At 65.4% G+C, this 13274-nt stretch carries 15 protein-coding genes; 11 read left to right on the top strand and 4 right to left on the bottom strand.

Going from position 1 to position 13274, the window contains the following annotated elements; genetic code table 11:
• Nucleotides 1-6 precede the first annotated feature (6 nt).
• Both NGM29_RS03560 and NGM29_RS03555 read right to left on the bottom strand, forming a co-directional pair.
• Nucleotides 7-2937: a PAS domain-containing sensor histidine kinase gene (locus NGM29_RS03560; protein WP_254159017.1), complete on the bottom strand. Its 2931-nt coding sequence runs from the start codon at nucleotides 2935-2937 to the stop codon at nucleotides 7-9.
• Nucleotides 2938-3088: 151 nt separating this feature from the next.
• Entirely contained in the window at nucleotides 3089-4183 is a 1095-nt protein-coding gene (locus NGM29_RS03555) for a DUF373 family protein (protein WP_254159016.1), read from the bottom strand.
• A 150-nt stretch (nucleotides 4184-4333) separates the two neighbouring features.
• On the opposite strand from NGM29_RS03555, the gene NGM29_RS03550 reads away from it, so the two are divergent.
• The 8 genes from NGM29_RS03550 to NGM29_RS03520 all read left to right on the top strand — a co-directional run bounded on the left by NGM29_RS03550 (nucleotide 4334) and on the right by NGM29_RS03520 (nucleotide 9399).
• The gene (locus tag NGM29_RS03550; protein WP_254159014.1) at nucleotides 4334-4912 is read left to right on the top strand and encodes a cysteine hydrolase family protein; all 579 of its coding nucleotides are present in this window, start codon (nucleotides 4334-4336) and stop codon (nucleotides 4910-4912) included.
• A 116-nt stretch (nucleotides 4913-5028) separates the two neighbouring features.
• Nucleotides 5029-5586 carry an RNA 2',3'-cyclic phosphodiesterase gene (gene thpR, locus NGM29_RS03545; RefSeq protein WP_254159012.1) on the top strand — a complete coding sequence of 186 codons (558 nt, stop codon included), beginning with the start codon at nucleotides 5029-5031 and terminating at the stop codon, nucleotides 5584-5586.
• A gap of 309 nt (nucleotides 5587-5895) precedes the next feature.
• Nucleotides 5896-6018, top strand: coding sequence for a hypothetical protein (locus NGM29_RS21125; protein ID WP_256548181.1), 123 nt, complete (start codon nucleotides 5896-5898; stop codon nucleotides 6016-6018).
• Nucleotides 6015-7040: a hypothetical protein gene (locus tag NGM29_RS03540; protein ID WP_254159010.1), complete on the top strand. Its 1026-nt coding sequence runs from the start codon at nucleotides 6015-6017 to the stop codon at nucleotides 7038-7040. Before NGM29_RS21125 ends, NGM29_RS03540 begins: the two co-directional genes overlap by 4 nt.
• A 97-nt stretch (nucleotides 7041-7137) precedes the next feature.
• Nucleotides 7138-8217: a hypothetical protein gene (locus NGM29_RS03535; RefSeq protein ID WP_254159008.1), complete on the top strand. Its 1080-nt coding sequence runs from the start codon at nucleotides 7138-7140 to the stop codon at nucleotides 8215-8217.
• A gap of 81 nt (nucleotides 8218-8298) precedes the next feature.
• The gene (locus NGM29_RS03530; protein ID WP_253431754.1) at nucleotides 8299-8451 is read left to right on the top strand and encodes a 50S ribosomal protein L39e; all 153 of its coding nucleotides are present in this window, start codon (nucleotides 8299-8301) and stop codon (nucleotides 8449-8451) included.
• A gap of 2 nt (nucleotides 8452-8453) precedes the next feature.
• Nucleotides 8454-8732, top strand: coding sequence for a 50S ribosomal protein L31e (locus NGM29_RS03525; protein WP_254159007.1), 279 nt, complete (start codon nucleotides 8454-8456; stop codon nucleotides 8730-8732).
• 1 nt (nucleotide 8733) lies between these two features.
• Nucleotides 8734-9399, top strand: coding sequence for a translation initiation factor IF-6 (locus NGM29_RS03520; protein ID WP_254159006.1), 666 nt, complete (start codon nucleotides 8734-8736; stop codon nucleotides 9397-9399).
• 153 nt (nucleotides 9400-9552) lie between these two features.
• Here NGM29_RS03520 and NGM29_RS03515 read toward each other — a convergent pair whose 3' ends face one another.
• Nucleotides 9553-9867, bottom strand: coding sequence for an ASCH domain-containing protein (locus NGM29_RS03515; protein ID WP_254159005.1), 315 nt, complete (start codon nucleotides 9865-9867; stop codon nucleotides 9553-9555).
• Between the two features lie 222 nt (nucleotides 9868-10089).
• On the opposite strand from NGM29_RS03515, the gene pfdA reads away from it, so the two are divergent.
• Entirely contained in the window at nucleotides 10090-10566 is a 477-nt protein-coding gene (gene pfdA, locus NGM29_RS03510) for a prefoldin subunit alpha (protein ID WP_254159004.1), read from the top strand.
• Between the two features lie 14 nt (nucleotides 10567-10580).
• On the top strand, nucleotides 10581-11978 hold the full coding sequence (gene ftsY / locus NGM29_RS03505) for a signal recognition particle-docking protein FtsY (RefSeq protein ID WP_254159003.1): 1398 nt from the start codon (nucleotides 10581-10583) through the stop codon (nucleotides 11976-11978).
• Nucleotides 11979-12034: 56 nt separating this feature from the next.
• Here ftsY and NGM29_RS03500 read toward each other — a convergent pair whose 3' ends face one another.
• Complete coding sequence (locus tag NGM29_RS03500; RefSeq protein ID WP_254159002.1) at nucleotides 12035-12673, bottom strand: DUF502 domain-containing protein; 639 nt, start codon at nucleotides 12671-12673, stop codon at nucleotides 12035-12037.
• Nucleotides 12674-12888: 215 nt separating this feature from the next.
• On the opposite strand from NGM29_RS03500, the gene NGM29_RS03495 reads away from it, so the two are divergent.
• Nucleotides 12889-13266: a thiol-disulfide oxidoreductase DCC family protein gene (locus tag NGM29_RS03495; RefSeq protein WP_254159001.1), complete on the top strand. Its 378-nt coding sequence runs from the start codon at nucleotides 12889-12891 to the stop codon at nucleotides 13264-13266.
• The last annotated feature ends 8 nt before the right edge of the window (nucleotides 13267-13274 follow it).

Here is a 13274-nt window from a genome sequence, read left to right as displayed (position 1 = left end):
CGATCGTCAGGCCGTCTCGACGCCGTGGAACTCGAAGCGAGCGCCGCCATCTTCGCTGTCCGTTATCGAAATTTCCCAGCCGTGAGCCTGGGCGATGTCGCGAACGACTGCGAGCCCGATACCGGTGCCGCTGCCCGACGTGTAGCCGTACTGGAGCACCTCGTCCCGTTTTTCTGCTGGGATTCCCGGTCCCGTGTCCTCGACGGCGAACCCGTCCTCAAGCGAGCGGAGGCGGACCGTAACCGCCTCGCCACCGTACTCCACGGCGTTTCGAAACAGGTTCTCGAGGAGCGAGTGGAGCTGGTCTTCGTCGACGAGCACCCGCTCGAGGTCGTCGTCCACCTCGAGCGTCGCCTCGCCCGTCTCGACGTTCTGCCAGGCCTCAGTCGTGGTCGCAGCAAGCGAAACGGGGTCCGGATCGGAGACCGTCCGGCCCTCGCGCGAGGTGGTCAACAGGTTCTCGATGATCGTCTCCATGCGGTCGAGAGACTGCTCGATCTGGTCGAAGTCCTCGGGGTTCCCCTCCCGTCGCGCCATGTCGGTGTAGATCTGGGCGATGCCCAGCGGATTGCGCAGGCCGTGGGAGACGACGCTCGCGAACTGTTCGAGCTTCTGGATGCGTTCGTTTCGCTCGGTGATGTCCTGGGCCATCGCCATCCCGGCCGTCGAACCGCCCTGGACATCGGTGATCGGCGCGGTGTGGATCGACCACTGTCGACCCGCGTACTCGACTTCGATCGACTGCTCGGTTCCGTCGAGTGCCTCCTGGAAGGCCGACTCGAGCGCTCGACCGGCGCTTTCGTCGACCATCTCCGCCGGCACCCGCCCCTCGAGTTCGTCCGCGGAAATGGGCAGATTCTCGAACGCCTGTCCCGCCGCGAGCGTACACCGGAGGTCCTCGTCGAACAACATTACGACCCCGTTCGGGAAGTGCTCGGCGAGGGTGCGGTAGCGTCGCTCGGATTCCGCTAGCTGCTGTTCGCGCTCGATTCGCTCGGTGACGTCCCTGAAGTAGACGGAGACGCCGGTTTCGGAGGGGTAGATATTCGCCTCGACCCAGAAGTCGAGAAGATCGAAGTAGAGTTCGTAACTGGTCTGCTCCTGGGTTTCCATCGCCGTGTGAAACGCGTCCCAGACCTCGTCGACCTCGGCCGCCTCCGGAAACATCTCCCAGAGGGATTCGCCGAGCAGTTCGTCCTCGTTGGCCTGGAGTAGTTCCTCGGCACGTTCGTTCACGTGTGTAAACCGGTACTCCTCGTCGAGTGCGTAGAACGCGTCGGAGATGCGCCCGAGCAACTCCCCGAGTTCCGACTCGAGTTGTCGTTCGCGTTCTTTGACCCCGGTGATGTCCTCGGCCGTGGTGATGATTCGCTGGAGGTCGCCGCCGTCGTCAAACACGGGGGCGGCGCTCACGGAGAGCCATATCCGGTCTCCGGAGGGGCGTTCGACGACGACTTTCTGGTCGAGAACCTGATTACCGGTTTCGAGAACGCGAACGGCGGGCCGATCCGACGGCGAAAACGACGTGCCGTCAGCGTGCGAAATCGTCCACTCCTCGAGGTTCTCGGAGCCCTCGGCAAGTTTCGGCTCCGTGAGGCCGAACAGCTCTCTCGCGCGGTGGTTCGCCAGAAGGAGCGAGCCGTCCGCGTCCCGGACCGAGATTGCGATCGGCGAGGTCCGCAGGAGTTGTTCGGTCAGGTCGCGCTCGCGACGGAGTTGCTCCTCGTACTCTCGCCGTTCGGTCATGTCTCGCGTGACCTTCGCATACCCAACCAGGTCGCCGTCGTCCCTGATCGCGGTGATGACGACGTTCGCCCAGAACCGCGAGCCATCCTTCCGGACGCGCCACCCCTCGTCCTCGACCTGTCCCTCCTCGCGCGCCGTCGACAGGAGACGCTCCGGTTTCCCGTCCGCGGCGTCCTTCTCCGGATAGAACGTCGAGAAGTGCTCGCCGACGACGTCGTCAGTAGTGTAACCCTTGATCTCCCGGGCACCCGTGTTCCACGTGACGACCGTCCCGTCGGTATCGAGCATGAAGATTGCGTACTCGTCGACCGCCTCGACCAGCGTCCGCAACTGCTCTTCCCGTTCGTACAGCGCGACTTCGGATCGCTTCCGGTCCGTGACGTCGTAGTAGAGTTCGATTCGCCCGCCCGCGTACTGACCGGCCGTGATCGGATTGCTCCGGTGTTCGAGCCACCGTTCCTCGGCTCCGTCCACCGATCGGAGGCGGCACTCGAATCGCTCGGCGGCGGTGTTGTCCTCGTAGCTCGAGCGGACGACGTCGACGAACGATTTCGGTTCGGCCACCCGATCCGCAATTGTCTCCTCGAGCACGTCGCGTTTGTCGCGGCTGACGACGGCCTCCCGGTCGAGGTCGAAGAACCGCTCGATCGTCCGGTCGGCCCACACGATCTCGAAGTCCGAATCGAGCAGGAAGACGCCGACGTCGGCCTCGTCGAGGACCGAGGCCATCGACTCGAACGCGTCCTGGACGCTCTCGAGTTCGGCGTCTCGTCGCACTCGGTCGGACACGTCGCGGACGACGCAGACTGCCCCTCGGGGCGGGCCGCCCGCCAACACGACGTTGAGCCGGAGTTCACAGGGAATCGATTCGCCGGATGCGGTCCGGATCGCGAGCTCGAGCGTCGAGACGTTGGCCGTGTCAGTCGTCAACCGCGATCGAAATTCGGCGTCCAGTCGATCCGCGTCGTCGTCCGCGAGGAACGCAGCGGGGTGAGCGCCCACCAGCATCTCTCGGTCGTATCCCGTCAGTTCGACGAGGACGTCGTCGACAGCGACGAGGCGACCGTCCGCATCGAGTTGACAGACCCCACCGGGGACAGCGTCGACGAGCGTTCGATAGAGTTCCGAGAAGGAGGCGTCTGCGCCGGGTGGTGGAGACGCAACCCCGTCGTTTTCCGGACGTTCACCCATATACCCGTTTGCCACTCACTGGACGCATAAATACTCTGTTACCCGCCATTACGGCCCGTCGACGCGTTCTCGTCGGCGGAATCGTCCGGGCGTCCGACCGCCGGCAACGGCCGTCTTCGTTCGGGCACCACCACCAGCAATCGCCCTCGTCTTAGGCACCCTCGGCGCGTCGGCTTTCCTCCGCCAGGCGCGACTCCGCGACCGCGAACGTGAGCGTGCTCACGATTCCCAGAAGCGTCCCGCCCGTCAACGCCGTCGCGAGGTACGGGATGCCGGCCCGATCGAGGAAGAAGGCGCTCACGGCGTGGAGGACGATCGCCATCGCGATCACGTAGAACGGGGCGTTGAGGTAGCGCAACTCGAGGCTCCCGGCGATGTACTCGTCGGTGATCTGGCCCAGACTGGTCGTGATGCCGGCGGCGGCAATCCACTGGATCGAACCGTAGACGAACGCCGCGAGCGCGACCGGAACGCTCCCGCCGGTCTCGCCCTGGACGGTCTCGATCGTATCGAGGCCGCTGACACCCCCGAGAACCATCAGCGTGGCGGCGACGACGTACGCGATGAGGGTCATCCGCCCGGCGTACAGCGAGAGCCTGACTCGCTCGACGGTCTCGTCGAGGTGCTCGCCGAGGCCGAGGCCGCGCGAGATCAGGTACAGGCCGAGCAGCGCCGAGGTCACCCCGAGCATGAGCCCCGGCAGATTGAACAGGCTCCCGAGGAGTGCGAGGGGGTACACCAGGAGCAAGATCCCGATCGGGATCAGGACCGTCCCCCGGGTCTCGGGGTCGGCCAGCACCTGCTTCATCGTGTAGTACATCGACTCGAGGTTCTGGGCCTGGCGGACGACCACCCGGCGGACGCCGTCGATGGGCACCCGCGAGCGGATGATCGGGACGACCGACTCGTCCTGGGCGCCGTCGGTGACGAGCAACGCGGTGACGTCCTCGCCCGTCGTCAGGCTGGCCAGCACGGTGTCGACTTCGTCGCCGACCTTACGGTTGGCTTTGACGTCGGATCCCTCGAGGCCGGTGACGACGGCGACCTCGACGCTCTCGTCGCGAGCGTCGAGGTCGTCGTAAATGTGTAGCCCCTGGAAGACGACGTTGACGTCGGAGTCCTCCGGGTCCGCGGTCGCGAGAGCGACGGCCGCCTCCTCGACGTCTTCGCGGCCGATGACGGGCGTCGAGAATCCGGTCTTCCGACCGAGGTCGTCGTCGAGGTCGACGCAGAGGACCAGCAGCATCGTGGGGACGTTGGGTTGCCCGGTATTTCCCTCTTCTGGGAGTGAGAAGGCGTAGCACACCCTTCCGAGAGCAATCGGGCGAACGACCACGGGAAACCGCCTCAAGCGGCCGGTCGAAGCGTTCAACGCGCTCGAGCCCCACCCACCAGCATGAACGGACTCGAGACCCCGCTCCCCGCGAACGCGACGTTGCTCCTGATTGACGTCCAGCGAGGCTTCGACGACCCCGTCTGGGGCGAGCGCAACAATCCCGATGCCGAGGCGCGAATCGCTGACCTCCTGGCGGCCTGGCGCGAGACCGGGCGGCCGGTCGTCCACGCGAAACACTGCTCGACCGAGGCGGGCTCACCGCTGCGACCGGATCGGCCGGGAAACGCGTTCAAGACTATCGGGGAACCCGAGGGGGGAGAGCCCGTTCTCGAGAAGCGAGTCAACGGCGCGTTCGTCGACACGGACCTCGAGGAACGCCTGCGTGAACGGGACGTGGAGACGGTCGTCCTCTGTGGCTTCACCACCGACCACTGCGTGTCGACGACGACCCGAATGGCCGAGAACCGCGGATTCGATCCGATCGTCGTCGCAGACGCCACGGCGACGTTCGATCGCGAGAGCCACGACGGCACGACCTACGACGCCGAGACGAGTCACCGACTCGCGCTCGCCCACCTCAATCGAGAGTTCGCGACGATCGCGGAGACGGGGGCGGTGGTGGACGCGACTCGAGCGTGATCAGGGCGGTACACTCACGATATGCCTTCCATAGTCTTAAATATATATTTTATAGTTATAGGACCGCCGCGGCCGCCACCACCATCTTTCAAGCCCGCACGCGCCGTAGTGCCGCTATGCGACTGTTCGTCAGCGTCGACCTCCCGGAATCGCTCGCCGACGCCGTCGCCGCAGTCCAGGAACCGCTCGCTGACGCCGCCGGAATCCGAATGACCGACCCGACGCAGGCACACGTCACGCTCGTCTTCCTCGGCGACGTCGATCCCGACCGCGTACCCGATCTCGAGCGAGAACTCGAGGCCGCCGTCGACGACGCCAGAGTCGACCCGTTCGAGGCTCGCTTCGCCGGTCTAGGCGTTTTCCCGAGTCTCGAGTACATCCGCGTGATCTGGCTCGGCGTCGAGGACGGGCACGAGGAACTGACGCGCCTCCAAGCGGCGGTCGAGGATCGGATGACAGCGATGGGGTTCGAAGCCGACGACCACGAGTTCACGCCTCACGTCACCGTCGCGCGAATGGACCACGCCGGCGGCAAAGAGCGCGTCCAGTCGGTCGTCCGCGAGCGCTCGCCGACCGTCGGTACGACCACGGTCGAGGAGATTCGACTCACCGAGAGCCGGCTCACCGACGACGGGCCCGTCTACGAGACGCGCGAGCGCTTCCCGCTCGAGTAACCAGTTCGCCGCGATTTCCGCTCGAATAGCCAGTTCGCCGCGGCTTTCGCTCGAGCCGGATTCGACATTCTGTGTGCCATCAGCGAACCACCTGTTCTCTCCGCTCACTATCCGTCGTTCGTGACAGTCCGACGCCCGCGTCAGTATCGCTCGAGCGACCGTCATCAGAAATAGACTTTTTTGTGATACGTACGCGAATATCTCGGTACGAGTAGAGTCATCGAACAACCAGTAGAGATTCTGTAACTCGAGTTATCGACGAAATACAGCGAGAAGAGTAATACCACGTTCTGTTGTAACAGAACAGGTATGATCGAGGGGACAGAGACGGTCGACGTCGGTCGCGGCCTGACTGTCGTGAACGCAAATACATCCGTGAGCGCGACCGCCACCGCAGTGGTCAGAGCGGGCACCGGTCGACCGACACCATGACCGAAGCCGACGGATCCCGCGATTCCGGAGATGATGGGTCGGCAGTCGGTACGACAGCCGGAACGGCGGACGACGCGACGAGTGACGCCACGGACAACGCGTTCGTCGACGGCATCACGACCCGACGAGAGGTGCTGGCCGCCCTCGGCGGCGCGGCCGTCTTCTCTTCGACCACCGAGACGACGACCACGTCGGTCACCGAAGGTCCGGTCCACCTCCGCGTCTACCCGGGCGCCCTCCCGACGACCGGCTGGGCCCGCTACGGCTGGCAGGGCGTCTCGAGCGGCTGGCCGCCGCCGTACGAGGACGCCCTCGAGGCCATCAGGGACGCGTTCGACCAGGTGACGGCGTACGCCGCGGACCAGGGACGGCTCCAGGACGTCGAGGTGATCGTCGAACGTGGCGGCCAGGTCGACCTCTCGCTCGCGTCCGGGTCCTCCCCGCGTGACGCCGTCGCGCCGACCCAGCAGGGCGTCCTCGATGCCTTCAGCGAGGTGCTCGAGCAGCGAGGGGCCGTCACGGGGCGGTGTAGCCACCTCCTGTGCTGGTGGGGTCCGGTTCACTACGCAATCGGGTACGGCGGCACCCGGCAGCCGAATCGCCACGTCGATGCAGTCGAGGACGAGGATGCACAGGTCATCGCCAACCTTGGCGCTACGGAGACGTGGGACTCACGCGACGTGACGAAGAACATCGCCATCCACGAAGCCTTTCATACCTTTCTCACCGGCGACGTCGTCGAGACGGTGATCGACAGCCGGTGTGAACACGACCTCGGGACCGCCGTCCGCGTCGACGAGGACACCCTCGAGGTGTCGCCGATGGCGACCGCCTACGCCGGCCCGGACGAGGTCGGCGGCGGGACGCGATTCCACGGCACGGCCTGTTACGATCACGACTCGTTCTACCGCCACGACGGCTACGACGGGGTCGAGAATTGGCGGTACACGACGAGCGTCAGCGAGGCGACACTCGAGGCCGTCACGACCTACGTCGAGCGCTACCTGCTCGAGGAAGGGTGACTTTAGGCGTGTCGCCCGGGTGCGCCTCGACGTACCGTCACACGCGACCGTCCACCGACGCAACACCTTTGAGCGGACGGACCCTACGAACGTTCGAATGGAGCGCGACCTGACCCGCCGACAGTTGCTGGCCGGCCTCGCCGGCGGCGGCGCCGTCCTCGGCGGCGGCCGAGCGGTCGACAACGTCCTCCTGGGGTACGATCGATTCACGGGAACGAACCTCGTTCGGCAGGACCTCGACCCCCTCGTGTCCGCGGAACTCCGTCCGTCGGGGACCGACGTCGCGACCGTCGACGGCTACCGGATCGAACACCGCGACGGTCGGTTTTCGCTCGTCGGTGGCGATGGCAGGGACGACGCCAGCGACGGCGACGACAGCAGTGGCGACGGTAGTGATGACGAAGCGGACGAGGGCAGAGGCGACGACGTCCTCGCCACCGTTTCCTCCACCGACGACCCGACTGCCGCGGCCGACGTCGACCGTGAGTACGACCTCGAGGACGGCCCCCTCGAGCAACTCGTCGCCGACATCGGTGCGCTCGAGTCCGGCGACGTCAGGTTCGTCTACGACAGCTATCCCGCGTTCTTCGAATTCGTTCGCGAGCACGAATCCCGACCCTACACCGTCGCCGCCCTGCGTGGGTACCGGACGGCCGACCCGGACCGCATCGAAGCCTTCAGCGGCGCAGACCCAGCGGATCCCGAAGCCGTCGCGGAGGGGCTCGTCGACGGCTTTCGCGAGTACTCGAGCTACGACATTCCGCGCTACGTCGCGGGGTCGGTCGAGGACAACGTCATCCTCGGCGCGTACGACCTCCGCCAGCACTTCGAATCCGACACCGACTACGAAGCCATCGTCGCCGGGGAGAACACCGGGCTCTTCTGTTACGAACTCACCCGCCGCTCGGTCGACGCCCTCCAGGCCGTCCACCCGCTCGAGCAGACGGTTCCCGTCGTCGGTGGCTACGTCAAGGACACGCGACACAAGCACGTATACACGATTCTCACGAGCGTCGTCGACGTCGACGGCGAGACGGTGATTCCCGTCACTTTCCTCGATTACACCCACTCGACGGCGTACGACGACCTGCGGGTTCGCTGGGTGATGGGCGAGGGGCTCGATGCCTACGACCGGCGCCACCGCGCGACGAGCATCGACTGGTATCAGTTCGCATAGCGAGACGGCGGAGCGCTCACCCGGTCCGCCGACGGCCAGATGGACAAGATTTTAAGCCAGCGTCGGTTACCTGCGTCCACTATGGGCAAAAAATCGAAGGGCAAGAAGAAGCGGCTTGCCAAACTCGAGAACCAGAACAGCCGCGTCCCCGCGTGGGTCATGCTCAAGACCGACATGGACGTGCAGCGAAACCCCAAGCGACGCAACTGGCGTCGAAACGACACTGACGAGTAACCATGAGTGCAAGTGATTTCGACGAACGCGTCGTCACCGTCCCGCTGCGTGACGTGAAGAAAGGACCCAACCACGAGGCCGCCAACTACGCGATGTCGGTCGTCCGCGAACACCTGGCGAAGCACTTCGCCGTCGACGAGGACGCCATCCGCCTCGACCCCTCGATCAACGAGGAGGTCTGGGCCAACGGCCGCGCGAACCCGCCACGGAAACTCCGCGTTCGCGCCGCCCGGTTCGAAGACGCCGGCGAGGCGATCGTCGAGGCCGAGGTCGCCGAGTAACTTGCTTCGCGCCGCGTTCGGCGGGTCGTCGTACATCGGCGTCTTCGCCCGTGCGACCGACTCGCACCTGTTCGTCCGCCCCGACGCCGACGACGACCTCGTCGCGGACCTCGCCGAGGAACTCGAGGTCGAGGCCGTCCAGACGACCGTCGGCGGCTCCTCGACCGTCGGTGCGCTAGCGATGGGTAACGAGAACGGACTGCTCGTCAGTTCGCGCGTCCTCGAGTACGAGCGTGAACGCCTCGAGGAGACCCTCGACGTGCCCGTTACCGAGTTGCCCGGACAGATCAACGCCGCCGGAAACGTCGTCCTCGCAAACGACTACGGCGCGTACGTCCACCCCGACCTCCCCCGGGAGGCCGTCCAGGTCGTCGGGGACGCCCTCGAGGTGCCCGTCGAACGCGGCGACCTCGCCGGCGTTCGAACGGTCGGGACCGCAGCCGTGGCGACGAACGACGGCGTCCTCTGTCATCCCAAGGTGACCGACGGGGAGTTAGACGCCCTCGAGGACGCCCTCGACGTCCGCGCGGACGTGGGGACGATTAACTACGGCGCGCCGCTGGTTGGCTCGGGCCTGTTAGCCAACGCCCAGGGATATGTCGTCGGCAGAGATACGACGGGGCCGGAACTGGGTCGGATCGAGGACGCGCTCGGGTACATCGACTGAAGGTGTTTCTTGCCCGCGCTGGCCGGTCGGCCAGCGAGTTCTTCTGTACACGCGTGAGCGCTGGCGACCTCGAGCGGCGGCCACGCGTCACTGCTTTCATCACCTCCTCTCGGCGCTCGAACTTCTCACTACCTCCGAAGTTCGAACTCCTCACTACTCCCGACGCTCGAACCGATGGCGAACGACCTCACTCTCGTCGTCCCACTCGAAGTTCTCGTGAGCGCGCTCGAGTAGGTCGCGGTACGCCTCGAGGTCCTCGACACCCTCCTTTCTGGCGTCCGCGTCCGTCAGGTCCCCGAGTGTTCGCTCCGTGACGTCGACGACCTCGAACGTCGCGTCGTCGACGACGAACGTATCGCCCACTTCGGCGTAGGCTCGTCCGCGGTGAATCTGGGTGATTTCGCCGTCGGAGGCCTGCGATTGCATTCGAGGCGAGGGGAGCAGGGTATCCGGCTCGAGTTCGGTCATACCCGTCGGTTCGGTCCGCGTGGAAAAAACGCTTGAGTCTACGGAATGTGGTTCCGAGCGTGCCTGCCATCTCGGAGTCCGGTTTCACCGATCCAAATTGGTCAGGTCGGTAGGGAAGGGAACATTCTTCCGACTGCCTGACGGACCAATAGCCATGCGAACAATCGAAAGCCGCGAGGCGACACACGCGCGAACCGACGACGCAACCGAGGTGTCCTGCTGATGGGCGCCAGCCAGCAGCAACTCCAGGAACTCTCCCAGCAGCTCCAGGAGATCGAAGAGCAGATTCAGGTCCTCCGGAGCGAGGTCGAGCAGGTCCGCGACGAACAGGACGCCGTCGACGAGGCGACTGACGCGATCGAACAGCTCGAGACCGGCTCGACGGTCCAGGTTCCCCTGGGCGGCGGCGCCTACGTTCGGGCGACGATCGACGACATCGACGAGATCATCGTCGAACTCGGTGCCGACTACGCCATCGAACGGGACCAAGAGGGCGCTGCCGAGACGCTCGAGCACAAGAAGGACCGCCTCGGCGACCGGATCGACGATCTCGAGGAGGAGATCACCGATCTCGAGAGCGAGAGCGGCCAGCTCGAACAGCAGGCCCAGCAGCTCCAGCAGCAGGCGATGCAACAGCAGATGCAGCAGATGCAGGGTCAGGGCCAGGGTCCGGGATCGGATCAGGGTCTCGACGAGTAACGTAGGCGACGCCCATGTTCGACAACCTGAAGGAGAAACTCGGCAGTTTCCGCAAGGACGCCGAAGAAGCCGCGGAAGCGAACGTCGAAGACGTCGACGAGGACGAACTCGAGGACGGCGACCTCGAGGAGCCGGTTGACGCGCCCGAGTCGGATCTCGAGGAACCGGACGCCGAGGACGAACCAGCAGCGACGGCGGCAGCTACTGCGACCGACTCGCGCTCAGGTGTCGAGTCCGACTTCGAGGACAAAACGGCCGCTGATTCGGGTACCGAATCCGAACGCGAAGTCACGGAGACAACCGACGTTAGCGCCGACCCTCGAGACGACGCCACCGTTGCAGAGACCGACGCCGCCCCCGTCGAAGACGGAGCGTTCGAGGAGGACGCTACGACCGACGAGGGGGTCGTCGGGAGCGGTTTGCTGGGCGAAGACGGAGACGGAGACGGAGACGAAGCCGAAGACGAGGAGGACCTCGAGGTCGAAGCTGACGCTGAAGCCGAAACCGACGCAGACGACAGCGGCGGCATCGGCTTCGGCCGCAAGGCCAAGTCACTCGTCCGCGGCAAGTTCGTCATCGAAGAAGACGACCTCGAGGGACCGCTTCAGGAACTCGAACTGGCCCTGCTCTCGAGCGACGTCGAGATGGGCGTCGTCGACGAGATTGTCGACAACATCCGCGAGGAACTCGTCGGCGAGACGCGCACGTTCACCACTTCGACGGGCGCGGTCGTCGAGGAGGCCCTGAAGGACGCCATCTACGACGTGATCAGCGTCGGCCAGTTCGACTTCGACGAGCGGATCGCCATCGAGGACAAGCCGGTCGTCATCGTCTTCACGGGCGTCAACGGCGTCGGCAAGACGACCTCCATCGCGAAACTGGACCGCTACTTCGAAGAACGCGGCTACTCGACGGTGATGGCCAACGGCGACACCTACCGCGCCGGCGCGAACGAACAGATCGCCGAGCACGCCAGAGCCCGGGACACCAAGCTCATCGCCCACGACCAGGGCGGCGACCCCGCGGCCGTGCTCTACGACGCCGTCGAGTACGCCGAGGCTAACGACGTCGACGTCGTCCTCGGCGACACTGCCGGGCGCCTTCACACCAACGAGGGGCTGATGGACCAGCTTGAGAAGATCGGGCGCGTCGTCGGCCCCGACATGACCCTGTTCGTCGATGAGGCCGTCGCCGGCCAGGACGCCGTCAACCGCGCTCGAGAATTCAACGCGGCCGCCGAAATCGACGGTACAATCCTCACGAAAGCCGACGCCGACTCGAACGGCGGGGCGGCCATTTCGGTGGCTCACGTCACCGGCAAGCCGATCCTCTTCCTGGGCGTCGGCCAGGGCTACGAGGACCTCGAGCGATTCGACCCCGACGAGATGGTCGAGCGGTTGCTCGAGGAGTAGTTGCTGGCGTTCTCACTTCTCACAGCGGACGACGGTTTTCGAGGGCGTCGAGCAAATCAGCGATCCTCATCCACGCCGTTAGACGCGACGCCGAGCGTCGCGGTCATCCGCACGGCCTCCTCGACGCTGACGTCGACGTCGGAGACGGCTTCGTCGGGAACGTGGACGATGAACCCGTTCGTCATCGGATTCGGACCGAGCGGGATCATGACCGTCTGCATGTCCCCTGCATCCGCGCTCTCCTCGATCGCCGTCGGAGTGTCGGCGGTCAGAAAGCCGAGAACGTGCGCGCCCCGGTGGGGGAATTCGACGAGTTTGACGTCCTCGAACTGGTCGACCTCGTCGTCGACCAGGACGTTGCTCGCCTGGCGAACGCTCGTGTAGACCGTTCCCACGCCCGGAATCGTCTCGAATGTGCGATGGAACCGCCGAGAGAGGTACGTCCCGGGGGTGTACTCCGCGGCGAGCCCGACGAGGAGGAAGAAGACGAGCAAGGCGAGGATCGTCAGCGCTTGCATGACCGCCGTCGACGGCTCGTCGTCCCAGAGGTAGTCGACGCCGGCAATCGCCGGCGAGAGGAGGCCGAGGAGGAACCTGAGGACGACGACGAGGACGATGAGCGTGACGATGATCGGGATCGTGATCACGACCCCGTTGACGAACCACCGCCTCAGCCGCGACGACAGCGCGTTCATACGTCCGGTATACGATACGAATCCCTGAAATTCGTTCGGCCTGCAGTGATCACGAACCTGGTCGTATCGACGCGTCGGTTTCTATCGGTCACGATCATTGCAGCGCTCGAGGACGGCCAGTGATACGGTCACACCGGTGCTCGAGGAAGAACGGCGACCGACGACTGAAACCAGCGAGGGACAGACCTTTCGGTCGCCCGGCCGTCAATGGAGACATGACGAAGACGCCGCCACCGCGACTCGTCTACGACGACGACTGTGGCTTCTGTACCTGGTGTGCCGAGTACGCCGACGCTCGTGGCGCGTTCGAACTCGTCGGCTTCGAGGAACTCTCGCCGGATCAACTCGCCCGGCTACCCGACGACTACGAAACCTGCGCCCACCTCCTTACCCAGGACCGGGTCTACTCCTGCGGCGAAGCCCTCGAGGAGGCCGTGGCCCGTCTCGAGACGCCCGATCGGTTCGTGGCTCGAGCGTTCAGGAGACTCCCCGGACATGGCCGGCTGCGAGAGTGGGGGTACCGCGCGGTCGCGGACAACCGGGTCCTGTTCGGCAAGGTCGCGAGCCGGGATCCACCGGCGAGACAGCAGTGACAGCAGCC

The sequence above is a fragment of the Natronosalvus rutilus genome, assembly GCF_024204665.1.
Lineage (GTDB): Archaea > Halobacteriota > Halobacteria > Halobacteriales > Natrialbaceae > Natronosalvus > Natronosalvus rutilus.
Note: the sequence above shows the minus strand (reverse complement) of the source record. Positions and strands in the feature narration are given on the sequence as shown.